The following is a 22,456-nucleotide window of genomic DNA, read 5'->3' as shown; positions in this document are numbered from 1 at the left end:
GTCTATGCTCCCTTAAATGGTCAGATTGATGATGGTGTCATCGCTGCGGTTCAGTTCTTTTAATAATTCGCTTTTAACGGTCTGGATAAAGGCTTCCACATCACTTTCCTTTTCAATGGTGACGGTGGTGGGAATTTTCATCGTTTTGAGCTTGACGATTTTTGTTTTTTTGATTTTGGCAGGGGGATTGTTGACGACACTACCACCTGAACCAGTCGATCGGGGGTAAACCACCACCATGGTGTTTTTGTAATCGACAATTTCATGAATAAAACGTTCTTTCAGGGTTGCACTTTCGTACTGAATATTTTTAACCGTCGCTATTTCGTTGGAAGCTTCCAGCTTATCGATCAGCTCCCGAAAGGTTTTGAGATAGCGGCTTTCAAATTTTTCCTTGACTTCAATGGGCGTTAGTTGTGCCAACACCTCGCTTTCATCATTTAAAACAAGCTCCCGAATCGGTTCAACTTCAACGGCAATCAGGGCACTGTGCCCTTTGGCATAGCGGCTTAAGGCATCCGGCAACTTGAAAATGTCATTGTAAGGGCTGGACTTTTTGGCAACTTGGCGGATTTCTTCAATGGTCTCTCTGAGTTCCTCATCGACAATATAGTTTTTGCTGTTTTCATAGATATCGATATATTTAAAGGCGGTTTTGAGGATCTTTTTCTGTTCGCTGTTAAAAAAGCTGATAATCGGTTCCAAATCATCCGCCAGATCCAGGAAGTCATCGCGGTGGTCATGAACATGTTTAAAAAATATCAGAGCATTGGTCATATTTAAGATGGTATCCAGCATCGCTTTGCCATTTAAAAGAATGACCTTACCCGGGAAGCGTTGTTCAAGCCGGTATTCAATTAGCAGTCCATCTATTTCTCTTAGTTTACTTTTTGCTCGGGATTTAAAAGTTTTGATAATGGTATCTTCTTCATCGTCAATGGCTGTCATGGCAAAGAGACCCTTCATCACTTCCTTGACCGATTTTATCTGGGCCTCGCTAGGGTGTTCCCGCTTTTCAATTAAGAGTTTGTCGCCAAACTCGGTTTTGGTCAGCAGCTTTAACAGGTCTTTGGGGTCGGCTTCCACCGGGGACAGGGTTTCGCTGTTTAAAATCAGACTGACCTTTCCCTGTTTAAAGAGCATCGCGACCAGCCACCGGACGTCCCAGTCAATAAATCCGTAGGGGGCATCGGAAAAATGTTTGATCAGCGCTTTTAATGAAATTTTGGTGTGCCGGGACAGCAGCTCAATGGCGTTTAATAGGTCTTCCAGCGCCAGGTTGTTGGCCGCCGGGGCAGTGGACTGACCCATGGCAATCTGGCCGGTTGACTTGAAAAGCTGCTCAATATCGGCAGACTGGGGCTGGGTTTCCATATAATAGAGCTTATTGTAGCGGGCATTGACCAGCTTGCCCAGGCCATCACTAATCCGGCTTTCCGTATCTTTGGCTGGAATATTGGTTTTATCGCCGGCCACGTAGATATTAGCATGCTTAATGGCTTCTTCAATAAAAATCCGAATCCGCTGTTTCTTTTCGCTGAGTTCATCCTCTTTAGCCCGTTTAATGCTGGCAAAGTTTTTCTCCAGCTCCACTCCTCTTTTAGTCAAATATTTACTGATTTTCAATTGCTCGATGATTTCATCCAGAAAGGTGGCGTCCCCGGGGAGGTGCACCAGCACCTGGGGCTTCTGGGCGGACAGCATCCGGAGGGTTTCGGTTTTGTAGTCCTCATCATGATAGGGGGTGATAATATGAACCGCCATTTCTTCGGACTGGTTATTTTTAAAATACCGTCCATCGACAATCTGGTTATAAGGAAAATGGTAGCGGTTATTGTAACGGTATTTGTTTTCTTTAATGATTTCCTGGAAGATGATCGCCGCGGCTTCGTTGATGATTTCACCCATTTCCACCGCTTCATTCTGGATCGCCCGGTTAATATCCTGCTCTTCGTTGGTCAGAAACATGTAAACGTCGCCGTTCTTCTGAACCAGGGTCTGGGCGATCAAACGGCTTAGCGACGCCTCCACTTTTTTTCTTAAGTTGATCCGGTCGTCATCGACGCTTGACACCATCAGGGTGGTGATGTTTTCGGTATTGGCTTTAATCTCTTTGACATGTTTGATCATAAAGAGAATTTTTAACAGCTCCACATCCTGGGCTTCCAGTAGGGTATTTTCTTCAGCCTGCTTAATGACAATGCGGTGGGTGTGGTCGATAAACTGATCCAAGGCGTTGTAAAAGGTATAAAATGGCACTAGGGCGCCTTCGGTCGCTTCCATCAGCGACATCGCCGATTCTTTGAACAAGGCAATCATCGAGCGTTCCCCTTCGGCCAGATGCTTTCCGGAGGCACTGTGATTACGGATGGCGGTTAAAACCTGTCCCAGCAGGTTGAACTGATAAGGGATAAAGGGGTAGACCCCAGCGAACTCGTCACGGTCACGGTAGAGCTTTTTTTCCACTTCGCCGGAAAAGGTGATCAGGTTTTTGATCACCGATTCTTTTTGGTCATAATAAAGCTGCAGGGTTACCATCCCGGCCTGATTTTTTTCCAGAATCCGCTTGCGGATGACTTCATCGACGTTGGCGCTGGACAGCGAGAGCCGGGTGTCAAAGCGACCCTGAATTTTAGAGAAGTCACTGCCTTTGACGGTGACAACGGCGTCAATATCCTGCTGACTGGTGACAATCACCCAGGCCTTACCGCCACAGGCCGTACCCAAATCTTCAGTAACGGTCTGGAGATTGAGCATCAGCCGGGCATCATCGGCGATGTACTGACCGATTTCATCGACCATAAAGACAACATGATGATTACTACCCTTTTTGTCACAATAGTGCCTTATCAGGTTGGCAAATTTTTCGATCGAGAGGGTGTAGGTATCAGCGGCTTTCTCACACCAGGTGCGGGCGGCTTCCTCACTCATAATCCCCTGTTTTGCTAACACTTCCACCAGTTCGTCCTGAATAAAATAGAAGTCTTCCCGGGCATCCTCCCAGGCGTTGCCGTAAGCTTCACGATAGGCGGCTTTAAAGCTTTCAAAATTGCCGTCATCAGCGAGTTTGCGTTCCAGATCGGCCAGAAAGGGAAGTGAACCGCAGAAGCCCTGCATTTCATTAAAGACTTTCATGAAGACATCGATGATGGCGTCTTTTGAGGACTTGGAGTTGGATTCACTTTTGGAATCGATATTGAAAAGAATCGCATCGCTCGAGACATTTTCGGCCAGGCGAATGTTTGCCATAACTACGGAATCGTTCAGCTTGCTGCCGTCGGTAAAAAACTCAATGGCTTTTTTCCCATTGACGTCTTTATTTTCTAGCAGATAGGATAAGATTTTGAGAAAGTGGGACTTACCGGAACCAAAGAAACCGGAAATCCAGACCCCCATTTTATCGGTATGGCCAGTGATGCCATTTTTGTAGCTTTCGAAAAAGTTGCGGAAATGTTTTAGCAACTCTTTGGTCACCACATATTCATCCAGTTCCTGATAAATGTTGACATCGTCGTCCTGGCCGACTTTAATGACGCCTTTAATATCCCGATCAATCGGTTTGACAAACATCTCTGCAATACGCATCTTTTTTCCTCCAAAGTTTTTATTTAACAAGTTTTTAAGTTTTAGGCCGGTATGACGGGCAGCTTTAAATGAGTTTGAAGGCCCGGTAGTAGTTATCGTCTTTAATGGTAGCAAAGAGCTGTAAATCCTGGCCAGAATAAACACCGGGGAAAAACATCACCACTGGCACAGAATCCAGCACCTGATGAAGATTGTTGAGGACATTGTGGGACCGCACAATCGGATAGCATTTTCCTACCCCGGTAATAAAAATCACCGAATGATCTGGGGTATGCTCAACAATATGGTTGACTAGCAGATTGGTCTTGCTGGTCAGGCGGAGCATTTTAATAATGGCCTGGTAGGTATAATCCAGACCTTTTGTTTTTTCAAACTGGAAGCACTTTTCCAGATAGCCCCGTTCTCTTAAAATGGTAATCACCAGTTGGTAGAGGTCATACTCGACAATCTTTACGCCGCTGGCTGATTTATTAATTTTCGCTTTAAGATAGGCAATGTGCTGCCTAACCTTTAGTTCGTTCTGGGGGGCATAGTCAAAGATGTAGTAGCCCACTTCATTGCCCAGACCCTTGTTTTTTAAAAAGTCATCGGTTGTGATTTTCGCTTCAATTTGATCCAAGCGGGTTTCGATGTTGTTCATGTTAGGCCTCTCCAGTTATGGCATTCAAGTAAGCTGTGAAGCCATGATCTTCTAGTATTTTTCTCAGGTTGTAGTCAACCAGGGGAATGATAATTTTTCTTTGCTCTTCTTTGTTTTGAATCACCCCGGCTTCAAGCAGATTCTTTATATATTGCTGCTTTAACTTTTTGGTGGTTATTTCAGTCCATGCTGCCACGGTTTCGTTTTGCTGTTTTTTTTCATCAAAGAAGCTGTTGATAGCTCGGTCGGTGATGACTGTCTCCCCTAAAAGAATCGCCGGGCGGTACACCTGATGAATAAACTCAAAAAAAAGCCGATCGGTCTTCATAATGCTGATCAGAATAATCAGCTTGACGGTGGCAATATCAGCGGTTACGATCAATTCTAAACAGTCATCGGGCAGACTGTGAAGACGCTTGATGATGACATTGGCCATTTTTCGGGCCCGCATTTTATTTTTAACCTGATAAATATTTTCGGTCTGGGCAAGATCCCGGATCGCCACAACGTCGTTGCCGTCTTGCAAAAGCAGGGCTGTTTTTCGGGTTTCGCTGAGCCAAAACAGGCTTGAAACCATTCCGGCGCTATATTCCATGATCACCCTCCAATTCGGTTTTTGTCGTGTTATTATTGTACCACTTATGGGGTTTATTTTGAATCCTAAGTTTCTCAACCAATTTTTTCTAAGTTGACAAAGAAATCATTTGTGGAATTTAATGACATTATTCACATCTGAATTATTATGCACCTGCATGCTTCTGCTTTGTTTCTAATATTCAGTGTCTTTTCTCATGATTTGCAAATATTCTTCATAAGCAAAAACTCGATTTCTTTGTCCACTCACTGTTTGTACCAAAATCCCCAAATCGATAAGCTGCTTGACTGCACTAGAAACAGTATTATATGAAAGGTCCAGGGCTGCGCTGGTTTTCTTAATATCAATAATCGGGTGACCTTCAAGGTATTTTAACACCAACTTGACGGTCTTTTTAGCTCTCCCGACATTATTTTCTACGAGGCGTGTGTTCTGCTCATTTAATTTAACAAGTTTTTCAATCGTTTGGATAGCAACCTCAGCTGACTCATAAACAGCTAATATGAAAAACTTGATCCACTGTTCAAAATTTCCTTTTGATCTTACTTCCATCAGCCTGTCATAATACTCAATTCGATTTCTTTTTAAGAAATAGGATATATATAGCGTTTCATAACTAATTACTTTTCTTTCCATTAAAAATAAGTTAATCATCAAACGTCCAATTCGACCATTACCATCTAAAAAAGGATGGATCGTTTCAAACTGATAATGTACGAGTCCTGTTTTGATTAATGGATCCAGTGCATCTTCTTGATTGATAAATATCTCTAAATCTGACATCGCATCAATCATATCGTTAACATTGGGCGGCACAAATCGCGCATCTTTTAAACTTCCTCCCTGGGGACCGATCCAATTTTGCGATCGTCTAAACTCGCCTGGATTTTTTTCGCTTCCCCTTGCCCCTGCTAATAAAATTTCGTGGATCTCCCTCAGCAATCGACTGGATATCGGCAATGCCTTCACTCTTTGTTTTGCGTAAGACGCAGCCCTTATATAATTAATGACCTCTTCAACCTCAAGGTTCGTATTATCATCAAGGTTTGGATCTAAAATATCATCTAATGTTGCCTGTGTTCCTTCGATTTGGGATGACAACAGCGCTTCTTTTCTCACGTACATTGATACAAATAAATCAATATCCGGAACCTGACTTGATATTCCCTGTAAAATTCCCACACTTCTATTTGCTTTTGACAGCAATTCTACCATCTCTTGATCATATTCAATTGCCGGATTTGGGGGGAGGGGCTTGGGCAGAAAATATTTGTATTCCATTGTCCCTTTTAAATTGATACGGTATTCACCTGCTCTGGTATTCATCGACAATACTCCTAAAATGAAATTATTTAATTATCATATCGCTTTTATTTCATTTAGTCAATTATATTGAAATATAAAGCCCCATTCATTTTTATATTTCAATTTTACCTTTTTTTAATCTCCCCGATCTGGATCTTTATTATTAACGCATTTTGGACAAATAGTCAAAAAAATAAGTGGCTATGATTGCATGCATTCCATGCAGTACATCATAACCACCTATTGATTGTTATCCATATTAAGATCGTAGCGTTCCTATTCCTTGTAAACCGCTAGTATGCGACTATAACTTGATTAACTGTTCTTATCCCGCCTATTCCCACTCGATCGTTGAGGGTGGCTTGCTGGTAATGTCATAAACAATCCGGCTGACATGCTTGACTTCATTAACAATTCGGGTGGAGATGCTTTCTAAAACATCAAAGGGGATGCGCGCCCAGTCGGAGGTCATCCCATCAACTGAGGTAACGGCGCGCAGGCCGATGGTGTAATCATAGGTGCGTTCATCACCCATCACCCCGACGCTGCGGTTTCCTGGCAACACCGCAAAGTATTGCCAGATTTCTTCATCCAGGCCAGCTTTGGCAATCTCGTCGCGAAAGACAAAATCAGCTTCTTTTAAGATGTCCAGTTTTTCTTTGGTGATATCACCCATCACCCGAATGGCCAGACCTGGTCCCGGGAAGGGTTGCCGCCAGACCAGATCGTGATCCAACCCGATTTCTTCACCGACTGCCCGAACCTCATCTTTAAAGAGGTTTCTAAGCGGTTCAATCAGTTCAAAATTAACATCATCGGGCAGTCCACCAACATTATGATGGCTTTTGATGACCGCCGCATTTTTGGTGCCGCTTTCGATGACATCGGGATAGATGGTTCCCTGTAATAGAAAATCGATATCGTTTAATTTACTGGATTCTTCTTCAAAGACGCGGATAAACTCGGTACCAATGATTTTTCGTTTTTGTTCGGGATCACTGACGCCTGCCAGTTTACCAAGGAAACGCTCTTCGCAGTTTACCCGGATAAAGTTCATATTAAAGCGGTTTTTAAAGATTGCTTCAACCTGATCGCCTTCATCTTTTCGCAGCAGACCATGATCGACAAAAATACAGGTCAGCTTATCACCGATGGCCTGGTGAACCAGGGTTGCCGCAACCGAAGAATCAACGCCGCCACTGAGGGCGCATAAGACTCGCCGGTCACCAACCTGTTCTTTAATCGCTTCAATCTGTTCCTGGGCAAAGTTATGCATGGTCCATAAACCTTGGCAGCCGCAGACATTGTAGATAAAGTTATTTAACACTTCTTTACCATATTTGGTATGTTCCACTTCGGGATGGAATTGCACCGCATAGAGCTTGCGTTCATGACATTCCATGGCACCGGTCGGACAGGAGTCAGTCGTGGCAGTGATACAGAATCCTTCCGGGATTGTCTGGATATAATTGGTGTGACTCATCCAGCAGGTCGAACCATCGGGAATATCTTTAAACAACACCGAGTCTGTTTCAAATTTCAGGGCTTTTTTTCCGTACTCCCGAATATCGGCAGAATTAGTTGCACCTTGTAGCTGCTCAGCCATCAGCTGAGCGCCATAGCAGATCCCTAAAATCGGAATCCCCATGTTATAAATTTCCGGGTCACAAAGCGGTGCTCCCTCTTCATGAACACTAGAAGGCCCGCCAGTGAAGATAATCCCCTTGGGATTTTTCTGACGAATCTCATCGGGACTAATATCATAGGGAACAACCTCAGAATACACCCGGGCTTCTCGAACCCGTCGGGCGATCAGTTGATTGTATTGTGCTCCAAAATCCACAATGAGAATAATTTCATCTTGATAATGCTTTGCTATCATAAATTCTCCTAAAATTGCGCGCTATTGTAGTTCGGTGATTCTTTGGTGATGGAAATGTCATGTGGGTGACTTTCGATCAAACCGGCACTGGTTATTTTCATAAACTGTGATTTTTCTCTTAAATCCTTAATCGTTGGCGTACCACAATAGCCCATTCCTGAACGGAGGCCACCAACGAGTTGGTAGACCGTATCGGCTAATGATCCTTTGTAGGGAACCTTACCCTCAACGCCTTCAGGAACCAGTTTTTTCTGACCTTCCTGGAAATAGCGATCCGAGCTACCATCTTTCATGGCTCCTAAAGAGCCCATCCCGCGGTAGGTTTTAAAGCTACGACCCTGGTAGATAATGGTTTCTCCCGGGCTTTCATCAGTCCCGGCAAAGAGACTGCCGATCATCACCACGTCAGCACCGGCGCCAATCGCTTTAACGACATCACCGGAATACTTGATCCCACCATCGGCGATCACTGGAATATCGTGTTCTTTGGCAACTTCAACCACATCTAAGATCGCCGTGACTTGTGGGACGCCAATCCCTGCTACCACTCGAGTGGTACAGATAGAACCGGGGCCGATCCCGACCTTAAGGGCATCAACGCCGGCTTCGATTAAATCTTTGGCGGCGGCTCCAGTGGCAATGTTTCCGACGATCAACTGAACCTCGGGATATTTTTCTTTGATCGCTTTGACAGTTTTAATGACGCCAATCGAATGACCATGAGCGGTATCCACGACGATCACATCCGCCTGGGCTTTAACTAATGCATCGACGCGTTCAAAGGTGTTACTGCTAATGCCAACAGCACCGCCAACAATCAGTCGACCGCGATAGTCTTTAGCGGCATTGGGATATTTAATGCTCTTTTCAATGTCTTTAATGGTGATCAAACCTTTTAAATTGTTTTCAGAATCGACAATCGGAAGTTTTTCGATTTTGTATTGTTTTAAAATGGCTTCGGCTTTTTCTAAGGTAGTACCTTCTTCAGCGGTCACCAGGTTTTCTTTTGTCATCGCGTCTTTGATCTTCTTTTTGGGGTCACTTTCAAAGCGCAGATCGCGGTTGGTGATGATTCCCACCAATTTTCCTGCAACGGTGATGGGAACGCCGGAAATCCGATAACGGGACATCAGCTCCAGGGCATCACCGATATTATGATCCGGTGATAAGAAAAACGGATCAACGATAACCCCGTTTTCTGAGCGTTTAACCTTGTCAATTTCAAAAGCCTGTTCTTCAATCGTCATATTTTTATGAATAATCCCGATGCCGCCTTCTCTGGCCATCGCAATCGCCAATCGTCCCTCGGTAACGGTATCCATGCCGGCGCTCATGATGGGAATATTCAGGGCAATTTTTTTTGTCAGACGGGTGCCGGTGTTGACATCCCCTGGCAACACTTCTGATTTTCCTGGGATTAACAATACATCATCAAAGGTAATGCCTTCCTTTAATATCTTCTCCAACCTTGTACTCCTTTCGAATTCAACTCTTGTTTAGATACAAAAAAAGCAGACAATTGGCCATTGCTTTTCATCTGCTTCATGTATGTTCGGTAATCTTCTATTATGCTGTTTAGTCTAACACAATTAGCTTAAATGTGACAATACTTATTTTTTTGGTAACGTTATCTTTTCTTGAGTTAAGCAATTTTCAGGCTAAAATAATAATAGGGGCGGATTCTCCATGTCGGCTTTAATGTCTTGAAGGAATTTTGCGCCGTCGACCCCATTGGCTACCCGTTGATCGAGGTTTAGGCTAATTTTCATCACCGATCGAACGACCGGTTCGCCCTGGTGAATCCGGATCCGCTGAACCACTTCGCCAACGCTGAGGATGGCACTGTTGGTCTGATTGATAATCGCGGTAAACTCGCGGATCCCATACATTCCCAGGTTGGTAATCGTAAAGGTGGTGGTGGCCTCTTGATCCTCGGGCAGATGTTTGTTTTTGACTGCCTTTAAAAGATCACCGCGACTTTTGACGATCTCGACAAAGCTCATCGTCTGACTATTAGGAATCACCGACACGATAAAACCACTTTCGGATTCAACGGTTAAGCCGATATTCACATGATCATGGACAACCACTTGATCGCCCTCCCGTCGGGCGTTAATCAAAGGATGCTTAATTAGTGCCCGGGAGGTTGCCAATAGCAGAAAATCGGTATAAGTACAGCGATATTTCGCCTGTTCCTCGATTTTCTTGGTAATCTTCTTTCTGAGATCTTTAATTTCGGTCATGTCAATTTCCGTGGTTAAGCTGATGACCGGTACTTCCCCGGTGCTTTTTACCAGGTATTTTCTGATTGCTTTGGGTCTTAGCGTTGGGGCGATAATTTTTTCAAGGTTTTTTACATCTTTTTCATCATCATTTTGATCAGCCATTGCTTGCTCATTGTTAACGTTCTCTGGTTGCTGAATCAGTTCTTGAGCTGGCTGAACCGGATCAGCGTGGCTCTCTAACGGTTCAACCTTTTCGGTATCAGTGGCTGCAGTCTCAAAAACTTCTGGTTGATCGGTTTCTGGCAAAAGATCCTCCGGCTGATTTTTTACTAGTTCCGTTATTTGGCTGTTAACGGGCTTATTTTCACTGGTTTTCACTTCACTGTCGACTGCTTTGACAACCGCTTGATCTGGACTTATTGGCGCTTTGGCTTTAGTTTGATATTGATCCTGACTCGGTGTTCTTTTTGGTAAACCGCGGCTTTTACGGTTTATAAACGCCTGATCCTGCTCTTCATTTTCATAAAGCACATGCATCGGTGTTGGTTTAACAATGATTTCTTCCCGCAGCGGTTCCGCTTTCAAATCGACAAAGGGAACAAAGTCGAGTTCTGATATTTTAGTCACTACATCAACGTCTTGCACTTTTAACCTGTCATCATTCTCATCGACAAAGGGGACAAAATCCAACTCCGGATTGGGAAGCTTTTCTGTTTTTTGGTTCATATCTCTAAGTTTTTTGCGGGGTTTAAGCGGTGGTTCGGGAACCTCTTCCAGCTTCACTGGCGTTGAAAAGAGATTGCTGGGATTCCCGGCTATTTTTTCCAGATTTGTTTTGATTACCACCGGTTCTTTTGATTTGTAATTCAAACTTCCCGGTTGAATAACCACCAATTTCTTAACATCATCGGTTTCAATTCTTCCCTTTGGTCCACTGCCGATGACCTGATCAAGTTCTACCTTAAATTCCCGGGCAATCCGTCTTGCCGCCGGGGTTGCTCTGACCTTTCCCGCGCGGGGATCGGGTTGACCGGGGTTTTCCTGCGGCTCTTCAATTTCTTCATCTTTGAGGATTCCCCGAATCGCGTTAGCGGGTAGCTCTTCGGTAGCTTCTGTTTTGATGCCTTCTTTGATGGTTTCTTCTAAGTTTCTTTCCAGTGCTGCAATCGCCGCTGTCAGTTTCTCTTCCAGATTTTCTTCTTTCGGATCTTCTGTTACGATATCCTCAGCTAATTGTTGATGCTCTTCTAAGCTTTCTGGGGTGACCGCGGCTGGTGGCTCTGTGCTTATCTCGGCCGCCCCGTCTTGATGCTGATTATCATCGCACACGGCCTCTTTTATGATTGTTTCTGCCGACTCAAGGGTTGCGGCATTTGTCACATTTTCTGCTGCCATATTAAGCTTCTCTTTCGGTAAGATTATTTCTTTTTCCATCATTCTGCCAACTCCTTATATCCGGTTAAGGAGGCGATAGACGCCATGCACGAAATCGTTTCGCTGGGGTACTGTTGCGGCCTCTAATTCCTGATTAAAAGGAATCGGAACATCCAGCCCGCCCAGACGAATAATCGGCGCTGTCAGGTAGTCGAAGGCTTCGCTTTCGACCACCCGGGCAACAATTTCGCCACCCAGGCCGCCGGTTTTAACCGCCTCATGGGCGACAATCAGACAGCCGGTTTTTATAACTGAATCAATGATCGGTTGCATCTCGATCGGATACAGGGTCAACGGATTAAGAATTTCCACCTTAATCCCTTCTTCCTCTAAAAACTCGGCCGCTTCAATGGCTTTTAGCAGGGTGGTACCGTAAGCAACAATGGTAACATCCTTGCCGGGACGTTCGACAATCGTTTTTCCAATTTCCAGGATATAGTCTTCATCGATTGGAACCAGCCCGACCGCATCATAGAGCATCTTATGCTCGATAAAACAGACTGGGTTATTATCCCGGATGGCCGCTTTTATCAGCCCTTTTGCCTGGGCCGGGCTGGAAGGGGTTACTACCTTTAGTCCGGGCACATGGCATAACCAGGCTTCGAGACTCTGACTGTGTTGCGCCGCTGCCCCGGTTCCGGATCCAGCTGGCAGCCTTAGCACCATTGGCACCTGAGACTGACCGCCAAACAGATAGCGCATTTTCGCGCCCTGATTGACCAGGGCATCCATGCCCAGGGTAATAAAATCCATAAACATCATCTCACAAATCGGGCGCAGGCCTGTGGTTGCCGCTCCCACCGCGGTGCCAACAATGGCGCCTTCTGAAATCGGCGTATCGAGAATCCGTTCTTCACCAAACTCTTCCAGCAAACCCTTTGACACCCCAAAGGCACCGCCGTATGTACCAATATCTTCACCTAAAAAAATGACATCTTTATCCTGACGCATTTCTTCTGTTATTCCCAGACGGATGGCGTCGCGGTAGGTCATTTTTATCATATCACTTGTTTTCATCATTATTCAACCTCTCACGCATAGACATCTTCTAAAATTGTGGTCAGCTCGGGCTGTGGACTTTTTTGAGCAAATTCGACCGCCTGTTCAATCGAAACCCTGGCTTCCTCTTCCATTTTGAGGATCTGTTTTTCTGTAAAAACGCGGTTCTCCCGGAGGTATTCTTTCATCTTCAAAAGCGGGTCTTTCTTCTGCCATTCAAGAAGCTCGCGTTTATCGCGATACAGTTGTTTATCGCTTTTAGAGTGTCCACTGTAGCGATAGGTTTTGGCTTCGATCAGCACCGGACCTTTACCTGCTCTGGCATAACGCAGGGCTTTGGTCGCGGTATTGTAAACACCCAGAAAATCATTGCCATCAATCGTAAGGCCGGGGATGTTATAAGCCTCGCTACGGTCTGAGATGTTTTCAATATTGATGTGATTTTCAACCGGATTTGACATCCCATACTGATTGTTTTCAATAAAAAAAACCACCGGCAGCTTCCAGATCGAGGCCAGATTCAGGGATTCATGAAAACTACCCGTATTAGTGGCACCATCGCCGGCGAAGCACAAAACAACCTTGCCGGTATTATGGTATTTTTGGGTCAGTGCCGCCCCGCAGGACAGGTTAAAGCCGCCTCCGACGATGCCATTGCCGCCAAGATTTCCATTTTCGACATCGGCAATGTGCATCGAACCACCTTTACCCTTGCAGTAGCCGGTATATTTCCCGAGACACTCTGCCATCATCAGATTGACATCCAATCCAAAACCGATCGCCTGGACATGACTGCGATGGCTCATCGACACCAGATCGCCCTCTTCCAGTGCCAGACAAGGCATCACCCCTGAGGCTTCCTGACCGATGGCCAGATGAACCGTTCCGTGAACCTTTCCCTTTGAAACAAGTTCATCCAGTTTTTCTTCAAAATAGCGAGCCTGATTCATTTTATAGTACATTCTTAATAGAAGTTCTTCTGATAATTCAATCATGGTTTCCTCCACATTCTCTTAAGTATATTTTAAAAAGGTGAATAACCTTAGTATTTTGTTTTAATTGCTTTTGTCATTATATCTTTTATTCCCCAATAAATAAAGAATGAAGCGAAAAACTACATAAAATAACAGTTTTTTCACTTCATTCTTTATTTCTATTAATAATCTTTTAATTTTTTGTCCAATCAATCGTTTTTGGCCAGCTGCCTGATGATCGCTTCGGCGATGATCAAATCCTCGGGGGTTGTGATTTTAATATTGCTATAGTCACCAACCACGATCTTAACCGGGATCTTTAGCCGTTCCACCAGAAAAGCATCATCAGTGCCGACCACTCCCGCTTCACGGGCTTGTTGGTGGGCTGCTCTGATCAAATCATAAGCAAAGGTTTGGGGGGTTTGGATTTCCACCAGAAGGTTTCGATCCGGGGTATGTTCGACAAAGCCTTCTTCATTAATTATTTTGATGGTATTTTTAGCCGGCACCCCTACCACCGTGGCCTGATGCGTGACTGTTTCGGCAATGCTTTTGCGAATCACCGACTCGCGGATCAGCGGTCTGGCACCATCATGGATCAGGACAATCCGGGTCTGCGGATCGACCGCTTCCAAACCGGCATAAACCGACTCTTGCCGGGTGTTGCCGCCTGCCACCAATTTGACCTTGGTATAGGGATAGGCTGCGATGACCTGATCCTGACAGAGATCTCGTTCCTCGGGATTGATAACCAACACGATTTCATTAATCAGGGGGCATTTTTCAAACACATCCAGGGTATGAGCTAAGATCGGTTTTCCGTTTAATCGGAGATATTGTTTGCTGACCGAGGCGTTCATCCGCCGACCTAAGCCGGCGGCGGGGATGATCACGCTAGTTTGAAGTTTTTCCATCTTTGTCACCTTATTATTAATTATTAAGATCCCCTTAATTAGGTGCCCAGAGATAAAGGCTCAGGCTCCACCGCTGCCAATTGCCGCTTCACCGGAGTTTTTATCCGATCAGGATATTTATAGCGCCTTTAATATCTGGGCCACTTTGGGGTGGTCTGTTTTTAAAATAATTTCCCGCTGCTGCGGGGTCTCCAGACAGGTTTTTAGACAGATTTCAAGCCGCGGCTCAAGCTGATCTTGCCACACCAGATCCGGCCACTCCAGCAACAGGGTACAACCCTGGCTGAGGTAATCTTCAAAGCCCATCTCATAAAGCTCATCCGGATCCTTAAGCCGGTACAAATCAAAATGAAAAATTCTAGGGGGGGTACCGTACTCATTGACAAGCGTATAGGTCGGGCTGGTAACCTCATCATCGATGCCCATTCCAGCTACAAAGCCTTTTGAAAAGAGGGTCTTTCCGGCACCCATTTGACCTTGTAAAAAAATAATCAGGGGGAAGTCGATGGCTTCCCCCAAATGTTTTCCAAAATCAAAGGTTTCCTGACTTGATTTTGTGATGATTCTTTTTTCTTGCATCTTAATCAACCTTTTCTTTGGAGCCTGTCTTTTCGTCACTGAAGTCAATGATCTCTTCATCTTCATCATCAACTATCTCATAATCCACTTCGACGACATCCTGATCGGCAATCCGCCGATTACCGGGTAGAACCACCGCCAGGAAAATATAAATTCCAACACCAATCATTAACCCAAAAGTTCGTAAGACGATCGGTAATACTAATAATAACCCTCTAAAAACCCAGGGCGAAATGTTGCAGTATTCGCCAAGACCAGCGCAAACACCGGCCACGATTGCTCGTTTTTTACTTTTCATTAATTGTTTTTTCATTATTCTTCCGTTCTTCACACTTATTCTTGTTGATAGTTTTCCATAAACCGTTCCAGCCGATCCATGGTTTCTAACAGATCTTCAGGATGGGGTAAAAAGACGATTCTAAAATGATCGGGATGGGGCCAGTTAAAGCCGGTTCCCTGAACCATCAGGACATGTTCTGCTTTGAGAAAATCCAGTGCAAACTGGACATCGCTGGTGATGTTAAATAGTTCCGTATCAATTTTGGGAAAGACATAAAATCCCGCTTTGGGTCTGACACAAGACAGACCCGGTATCGCATTGATCCGCTTACAGACAATCTCGCGCTGTTCGTAGAGTCGCCCCCCGGGCTTAAGCAGATCATTCATGCTCTGGTAACCGCCTAGTGACGTCTGGATGGCATGCTGGCCCGGAACATTGGAGCACATCCGCATGTTGGAAAGCATTTTAATCCCCTCGATATAATCACTGGCACCTTCCTTGTTGCCGGTCAAGATCATCCAACCGACCCGAAAACCGGGAATTCGATGTGATTTTGACAAGCCGTTAAGGGTCACCACCAGCACCTCCTCAGTCAGGGTTGCCATCGGGATATGAACTGCATCATCATAGAGAACCCGATCATAGATTTCGTCGGCAAAAATAATCAAGTTGTTAGCAACGGCCAGATCGACAATCCCCTCAAGAATCTCCCTGGGATAAAGGGCTCCGGTGGGGTTATTAGGATTAATAACGACGATCCCCTTGGTATTGGGGGTAATCTTACTGGCGATATCGGCAAGGTTAGGGTTCCACTCATCTTCTTCATCACAGATATAATAGACAGCCTTGCCTCCCGATAGGTTGACCGCAGCCGACCATAGCGGGTAGTCTGGTGCCGGAACCAGGATTTCATCGCCATCATCGAGCAGCGCCTGCATACAAAAAAGAATCAATTCACTGACACCATTGCCAAGAAAAACATCATCGACCTTGAGATCCATCAGACCCTTGGTCTGATAATGCTGAACCACGGCCTTCCGGGCTGAGAAAATCCCCTGGGAATTGCAGTAGCCTTCGGCTGGCCGCATATTATATTTGACATCCTGGATAATCTCATCCGGCGCGTTTAAATTAAAGGGGGCCGTATTCCCGGTGTTGAGCATAATAATGTCAATGCCGTCCCGTTCCATGCGATCCGCCTCTTCAACCACCGGTCCTCTAATATCATAACAAACGTTGTCCAACTTCTTCGACTTTTTCACAGCCTTCATCACTACACTCAACTCCTTTAATATTAAATTTTAGATAAGACTACTCCAATGTATGGTCCTTTTTCATTTTTTCGATGATGTTGCGGTAGCCTTTGCCGTGTTTGAGGCAGCGGTTAACGCGGCTGATGGTGGCTGAGCTGGCTCCAGTCAGTTTTTCAACATCGATGAAGGTTTTTCCCTGGGACAGTAGATAGGCAATTTCAAAACGGTGAGCCATGTCTTCAATTTCTTTGATCGTACACAGGTCTTCAAGCAACAGATTACAATCCGCTTCGTTTTCAAGGGCTAAAATCGCCTGGGCCAGGACTTTTCGTTTTGTATTTGCTTCCATCGACAATCCTCATTCATTTCGTAGCTTTCATTTTGGACGATACGAAATTTTCTTCCTAAAAAATTTTATCCATTGACACTTAATCTTATCTTTAGTGTATAATATGTTATCATAACACATTGCAGTAAAGAAATAAATTGAAAGGTGAACTTTATGAAATTATATAATACCCTAACCCAGAAGAAAGAAACCTTTGTCCCGATTGAAGCGGGCAAGGTTCGGATGTATTCCTGCGGACCAACTGTTTACAACTATTTTCACATCGGCAACGCCCGTCCTTTTATCGTTTTTGACGTGCTGCGGCGGTTTTTGGAATACACCGGTTACGAGGTAACCTTTATCCAGAATTTTACCGATGTTGATGATAAAATCATCAACCGTAGCCATGAAGAAGGGATTTCCCCCGGTGATGTTTCGGAAAAATACATCGCCGAATATTTTACCGATGCCGACGCCCTCGGGATCAGACGCGCTTCTGTCCATCCCAAGGTCAGTGAACACATGCCCGAAATCATTGCGATGATCGAGACTTTAGAAGAAAAAGGACTGGCTTATAATGTCGACGGCAATGTCTACTATCATGTCGATGCCTTTAAAGATTATGGCAAATTATCGAAACAATCGATTGATGATTTAAAATCCGGTGCTCGGATTGATGTCAATGACGAAAAACACAGTCCCCTGGATTTCGCCCTCTGGAAAAAGAAAAAAGATGGCGAGCCCTATTGGGACAGTCCCTGGGGCCAGGGGCGGCCGGGCTGGCATATTGAATGTTCGGCGATGTCCAAAAAACATCTGGGCGATACCATCGATATTCATGGCGGTGGTCAAGACCTGATCTTCCCCCACCATGAGAATGAAATTGCCCAATCCGAAGGCTGCTGCGGCAAACCCTTTGCCAACTATTGGGTGCACAACGGCTATATTAATATCGATAACGAGAAAATGTCTAAATCCAAGGGCAACTTCTTCACCGTTAGGGATATCGCCAAAAGCTTTGACCTGGAAGCGGTGCGGATGTTCTTACTGATGGCTCATTACCGCAGCCCGGTTAACTTTAGTCAACCGCTGCTACAGCAGGCCGCCAGTGCCCTGGAACGCTTTTATACCGCCAAATTTCAGATGGAATTCTTGCTGGCAAACGCCAGTGCCGATACCGCAACCGAAAATGAACAGGGCTGGATCGATTCGCTGGCTAAGTACAAACACGATTTTATCGCCGCCATGAACGATGACATCAACACCGCCGATGCCATTGCCGTGATTTTTGAATTGGTCCGAGATCTTAACTCCAATCTCGATGCCGCTTCTTCCAAACCAGCAATGATTGCCGGGCAAAACCTTTTTGCCGAACTGACCGGAGTTTTAGGGTTAGCGGTAAAAGAAAAAGAAAGCAATCTGGATGAAGCAATTGAAGACCTGATCGAGCAACGCCAGGCGGCTCGAAAAGCCAAAGACTTTAAACGAGCCGATGAGATCCGCGATGAACTCCTGGCTAAAGGCATTGTCCTGGAAGATACCCGGGAAGGTGTTAAATGGAAAAAAGCCTGACCCCAACACCAACATCAGAAAATTCAGACCGCCTCAAAACCATCCAAACCACCATCGATACGCACTATAGCCGGGAACAAGCCGCTGCCATGAACCCGCTGGCGCTGGCTTATATCGGCGATGGGATATTTTCGGATCTGGTCCGCAAATATCTGCTCGGCTGTGGTCACCAGAATGTCAATGTCATGACTAAAACCTCGATTTGCTATGTCCGCGCCAGTGCCCAGGCTCAAATTATCAGAGAACTGCTGCCACAGCTTTCTGATGCCGAGGAACGCATCGTTAAGCGGGGTCGCAACACCGCCTCCCAGGTTCCCAAAAACGCCAACCCGTCAGACTACCGCTATGCCACCGGGTTTGAAACCCTGATTGGCTACCTCTTCCTTTGCGGAGAGGTTGACCGGATGAAAAATCTGATTTATCAGAGCATCGATGTGATTAATTCAATCAGCAAATGATAAAAAAAGATCTTCAAAAGCGAATTGCTTTCTGAAGATCTTTTTTTTATTAGTTTTTGCTCGTTTTATATCACTGCCGGACTGGCGTCCCAGGTACTAAAAATACTCCGTTGGAATCCCCGGTACATATAAACCTCATAGGACAGACAGGCAATTTCTGAAATGATAAAGCCATACCAGACCCAATCCAAACCGCCGGCCAGAGCCAACAGATAGGTAACCGGCAAGAGCACCACCATCTGCCGAATAAAGGATGCAATCATACTGACATAGGCTTTGCCGATGGCCTGGAAACTGACACTAAGCATAATCGAGATCCCCGCCATTGGAAAAGCCAGACTGATGTTTCTCAAAGCTTTGATTCCAATTGCCATCATTTCAGGAGACGGATTAAAGGCCATCATAATTTGAGTCGGGAAAATCCAAAACAGCAGGGTGCCGATGGTCATGATACTCAGGGCGGCAGTGATCGCAACCTTTAGGGTTTCATTAAAGCGTTCCCTGTTTTTGGCTCCAAAATTGAAACCAAAGATCGGCATGGCACCCTGTCCCAAGCCAAAGATCGGCATAAAGATGATCGATTGAATTTTAAAGTAAACCCCAAAAACAGCCACTGCCGACATCCCAAATCCAGCCAGAATCAAATTGTAGCCGGTAATCATCAGTGATGCCAGCCCCTGCATAATCGCCGCGGGCAAGCCAACCTTGAAAATATCTTTGACGATTACGGGATCATAATGAAACACCCGATAATCCAATTTGAGATAATTCTTGCTGCTTTTGAAAATAACCAATAACATATAGGACATCCCAAACAGCTGACCGATAACCGTGGCGATAGCAGCACCGGTTACTCCCAGCGCGGGCAAGCCAAACCAGCCAAAAATCATAATCGGATCGAGAATAATATTGACCACTGCACCGATAATCTGTCCGACCATCGGCTGGATCATTTCGCCGCTACCCTGCAAGGTCGAATAAGCTGCCTGGGTGATAAAACTGCCAAAACAAAAAACCGTCACAATCATTAGATAAGCCCGACCCTGGGCAATGATATTGGCATTGTCAGTAAACAGACTAATAAATGCTTCAGCAGTAAAAAATCCCAGGATTCCCAGCACCACTGCGATCAAGATCGCCAGCAAAAAACCATGCTCCGCGACATTGGTGGCTTCGTTTTTTTTATTCTGGCCCAGTCGCCTTGAGATCGACGAATTTATGCCAATTCCCATGCCCACAAAACAGGAGATAATCACTATCTGGATGGGAAATGCCAGCGAAACCGCGGTTAAGGCCTCTTCCCCAATTTGAGCCACAAAGATGCTATCGACAACATTATACATGGCTTGAATCATCATCGAAATGATCGCCGGTATGGACATTGAAAAGAGTAGCTTCGGTATTGGCACCACGCCCAATTTATTCTTTTTTTCTGCTTGTATGTCTTTCATGCGGCACCTCCTTGTTCATTCAATTCATTTAAAACACACGCGTAATATGATCAAGAAAAACCTGAATCCAAGGACAAAGTCAGCCTCACACCCAGGTTCTATTTAAACTCTAATTATGCTTAAATTATTTTTTCTTTTTTGATATTTCTACTTTTACTTTGCGTTCTTTGATGATTTTTCCGTTTAACTTCTTTTCTACTTTTTTAGCTTGTTCTTCATCAATATCGACAAAGGTAAATTTGTCGTACATATCGATATTACCGACGGCTGTCGAAGGGATACCGCATTCTCCGCAAATGGCGCCGAGGATATCACGTTTTTGGGCATGATCCTTTTCGCCAACACTGATAAAAAGACGTTTCGTTTTTTCTGGACCAGCGCGACGCGAACCACCATCTCTAGATCCGCCTTCGCGACGAACTCGACCGTCGCGGCCATCCCGGCCATCGCGGCGCGGAGCTCCATCAGTACGTCTAGGACGTCGTTCAATCGTATTAAGATCTTCGGCTTCTGACAGCGGCAATTGCGCCTGCAGCAAAACAGCGGCAATGGTTTCGGCGGTGTAGCCTTTTTCAACCAGATCATCAATAATTTTCACATAGGTTTCTAGGGTGCCCTTTTCAGCGCCCTTATCGGCACGAATCTTGAAGCGTTCGTGGAAATGAGCAATCTTGATATCATTAATGACGGCACTCGTTGGGATTAAATCCCGTTCGATACTTTTTTTGGTATAGTCGGTGATTTTTTTGAGTCTAAACTGATCTCTCGAACGTGCCAGGGTCAGGGAGATTCCGCTTTTTCCGGCTCGTCCGGTTCGACCAATTCGATGGACATAATATTCTTCATTGTCCGGTACATCGTAATTAAAGACGATATCGACGTCATCGACGTCAATTCCTCGGGCTGCCACATCGGTTGCCACCAGGATATTCAGATTACCACGGCTGAAATCTTTTAAAACCGCCATCCGCGAAATCTGACGCATATCGCCATGAATTTTATCAACCGAATAACCCAGTTTCTTAAGATCATCGGTGATTTCATCGACATATTTCTTGGTGTTGCAAAAAATCAGCGATCGTTGCGGTTTATAGACATCCAGTAATCGGGTGAGTGCTTCAAACTTATGATGATCGTTAATGTTAAAGTATTTTTGTTCAATGCTGGTCGCGACCATGTTTTTCGGGGAAATTTCCACTAGCACCGGATTTTTCTGGTAGGTTTCGGCAATTTTTAAAATCGGTTTTGGCATTGTCGCTGAGAATAGCACCGTTTGAATTTCATGGGCGATTTCGTCCAGAATCAATTCAATATCTTCCCTAAATCCCATGTTTAGCATTTCATCGGCTTCATCGAGTACCACCATTGATACCTCACTGAGCTTCAAGGTTTTACGTCGCATGTGATCCATCACCCGGCCAGGTGTGCCGACAACGATCTGAACCCCCGATTTAAGGTCCCTAATCTGATTTTCAATCGATGCGCCACCGAAAATTGGCAACACTTTGATACCTTTTTGATATTTGAGTACTTTTTTAAATTCGTCTGAGACCTGTACTGCCAACTCTCGGGTTGGGCATAGAACTAAAACTTGTACTTTCTTTATGGAAGGGTCAAGCTTTGTAATGGCGGGAATGGCAAACGCAACAGTTTTTCCTGTTCCTGTTTGTGACTTTCCAATCAGGTCTCCTCCCATCATTAATTGTGGTATCGCTCGTTCCTGGATTTCGGTCATTTCTACAAAGCCCATTTCTTCGATGCCTTGTAGCAGTTGTTCATTAATTTCTAATTCTGTAAATTTCATTTAGTATCCTTTCTCGAATATATAACACCTAATTTTAAACCAACTTTTTATATAAAGCAAGCTTTATTTAACAATCATTAAGAAATAATGCTTATGATTCACGCAGCACCTTAATTATTTCCGATTTGGCACCTTTTTACAAATCTTATAGTCAATTGATGGTCACTTAGTATATAAT

General features: G+C 44.9%; 18 protein-coding genes. 2 read left to right on the top strand and 16 right to left on the bottom strand.

What is annotated here, in order from left to right; genetic code table 11:
* Nucleotides 1–12: 12 nt before the first annotated feature.
* The 14 genes from brxC to QZ998_RS00230 all read right to left on the bottom strand — a co-directional run bounded on the left by brxC (nt 13) and on the right by QZ998_RS00230 (nt 17,014).
* Nucleotides 13–3,585, bottom strand: coding sequence for a BREX system P-loop protein BrxC (brxC, locus tag QZ998_RS00295; protein WP_296557043.1), 3,573 nt, complete (start codon nt 3,583–3,585; stop codon nt 13–15).
* Nucleotides 3,586–3,649: 64 nt separating this feature from the next.
* The gene (locus QZ998_RS00290; RefSeq protein ID WP_296557041.1) at nt 3,650–4,225 is read right to left on the bottom strand and encodes a DUF1788 domain-containing protein; all 576 of its coding nucleotides are present in this window, start codon (nt 4,223–4,225) and stop codon (nt 3,650–3,652) included.
* Between the two features lies 1 nt (nt 4,226).
* On the bottom strand, nt 4,227–4,820 hold the full coding sequence (locus QZ998_RS00285) for a DUF1819 family protein (protein WP_296557040.1): 594 nt from the start codon (nt 4,818–4,820) through the stop codon (nt 4,227–4,229).
* A gap of 174 nt (nt 4,821–4,994) precedes the next feature.
* Nucleotides 4,995–6,146: a Fic family protein gene (locus QZ998_RS00280; RefSeq protein WP_296557039.1), complete on the bottom strand. Its 1,152-nt coding sequence runs from the start codon at nt 6,144–6,146 to the stop codon at nt 4,995–4,997.
* Nucleotides 6,147–6,459: 313 nt separating this feature from the next.
* A complete protein-coding gene (guaA, locus tag QZ998_RS00275) occupies nt 6,460–8,007 on the bottom strand; it encodes a glutamine-hydrolyzing GMP synthase (protein WP_296557037.1) in 1,548 nt (515 codons plus the stop codon).
* An 8-nt stretch (nt 8,008–8,015) separates the two neighbouring features.
* Nucleotides 8,016–9,473, bottom strand: a complete 1,458-nt coding sequence (guaB, locus tag QZ998_RS00270; protein ID WP_296557036.1) for an IMP dehydrogenase — start codon at nt 9,471–9,473, stop codon at nt 8,016–8,018.
* Between the two features lie 192 nt (nt 9,474–9,665).
* Nucleotides 9,666–11,666 (bottom strand): 2-oxo acid dehydrogenase subunit E2, encoded by a 2,001-nt coding sequence (locus QZ998_RS00265; RefSeq protein ID WP_296557035.1) that lies wholly within the window; start codon nt 11,664–11,666, stop codon nt 9,666–9,668.
* Between the two features lie 15 nt (nt 11,667–11,681).
* Nucleotides 11,682–12,683 (bottom strand): alpha-ketoacid dehydrogenase subunit beta, encoded by a 1,002-nt coding sequence (locus QZ998_RS00260; protein ID WP_296557056.1) that lies wholly within the window; start codon nt 12,681–12,683, stop codon nt 11,682–11,684.
* A gap of 14 nt (nt 12,684–12,697) precedes the next feature.
* Nucleotides 12,698–13,660: a thiamine pyrophosphate-dependent dehydrogenase E1 component subunit alpha gene (locus QZ998_RS00255; RefSeq protein ID WP_296557033.1), complete on the bottom strand. Its 963-nt coding sequence runs from the start codon at nt 13,658–13,660 to the stop codon at nt 12,698–12,700.
* A 188-nt stretch (nt 13,661–13,848) separates the two neighbouring features.
* Nucleotides 13,849–14,553 carry a 2-C-methyl-D-erythritol 4-phosphate cytidylyltransferase gene (ispD, locus tag QZ998_RS00250; protein WP_296557032.1) on the bottom strand — a complete coding sequence of 235 codons (705 nt, stop codon included), beginning with the start codon at nt 14,551–14,553 and terminating at the stop codon, nt 13,849–13,851.
* Nucleotides 14,554–14,670: 117 nt separating this feature from the next.
* Nucleotides 14,671–15,132, bottom strand: coding sequence for a tRNA (adenosine(37)-N6)-threonylcarbamoyltransferase complex ATPase subunit type 1 TsaE (gene tsaE / locus QZ998_RS00245; RefSeq protein ID WP_296557031.1), 462 nt, complete (start codon nt 15,130–15,132; stop codon nt 14,671–14,673).
* Nucleotide 15,133: 1 nt separating this feature from the next.
* A complete protein-coding gene (locus QZ998_RS00240; RefSeq protein ID WP_296557030.1) occupies nt 15,134–15,445 on the bottom strand; it encodes a PspC domain-containing protein in 312 nt (103 codons plus the stop codon).
* A gap of 20 nt (nt 15,446–15,465) precedes the next feature.
* Complete coding sequence (locus QZ998_RS00235; protein WP_296557028.1) at nt 15,466–16,683, bottom strand: pyridoxal phosphate-dependent aminotransferase; 1,218 nt, start codon at nt 16,681–16,683, stop codon at nt 15,466–15,468.
* Nucleotides 16,684–16,723: 40 nt separating this feature from the next.
* Nucleotides 16,724–17,014 carry a YerC/YecD family TrpR-related protein gene (locus tag QZ998_RS00230; protein ID WP_296557026.1) on the bottom strand — a complete coding sequence of 97 codons (291 nt, stop codon included), beginning with the start codon at nt 17,012–17,014 and terminating at the stop codon, nt 16,724–16,726.
* A 153-nt stretch (nt 17,015–17,167) separates the two neighbouring features.
* Between QZ998_RS00230 and cysS the strand changes: the two genes are divergently transcribed.
* Nucleotides 17,168–18,565 (top strand): cysteine--tRNA ligase, encoded by a 1,398-nt coding sequence (gene cysS, locus QZ998_RS00225; RefSeq protein WP_296557025.1) that lies wholly within the window; start codon nt 17,168–17,170, stop codon nt 18,563–18,565.
* Nucleotides 18,550–19,023 carry a ribonuclease III domain-containing protein gene (locus QZ998_RS00220; protein ID WP_296557024.1) on the top strand — a complete coding sequence of 158 codons (474 nt, stop codon included), beginning with the start codon at nt 18,550–18,552 and terminating at the stop codon, nt 19,021–19,023. The genes cysS and QZ998_RS00220 overlap by 16 nt, the downstream gene beginning before the upstream one ends.
* Nucleotides 19,024–19,088: 65 nt before the next feature.
* Here QZ998_RS00220 and QZ998_RS00215 read toward each other — a convergent pair whose 3' ends face one another.
* Nucleotides 19,089–20,474, bottom strand: coding sequence for an MATE family efflux transporter (locus QZ998_RS00215; protein WP_296557022.1), 1,386 nt, complete (start codon nt 20,472–20,474; stop codon nt 19,089–19,091).
* Between the two features lie 124 nt (nt 20,475–20,598).
* Complete coding sequence (locus QZ998_RS00210; protein WP_296557019.1) at nt 20,599–22,278, bottom strand: DEAD/DEAH box helicase; 1,680 nt, start codon at nt 22,276–22,278, stop codon at nt 20,599–20,601.
* Nucleotides 22,279–22,456 lie beyond the last annotated feature (178 nt).

Source organism: uncultured Acetobacterium sp. (assembly GCF_927416815.1).
Taxonomy (GTDB): Bacteria; Bacillota; Clostridia; order Eubacteriales; family Eubacteriaceae; genus Acetobacterium.
The sequence above is the reverse complement of the archived record's forward strand: the minus strand, read 5'-3'. Positions and strand labels throughout refer to the sequence as shown.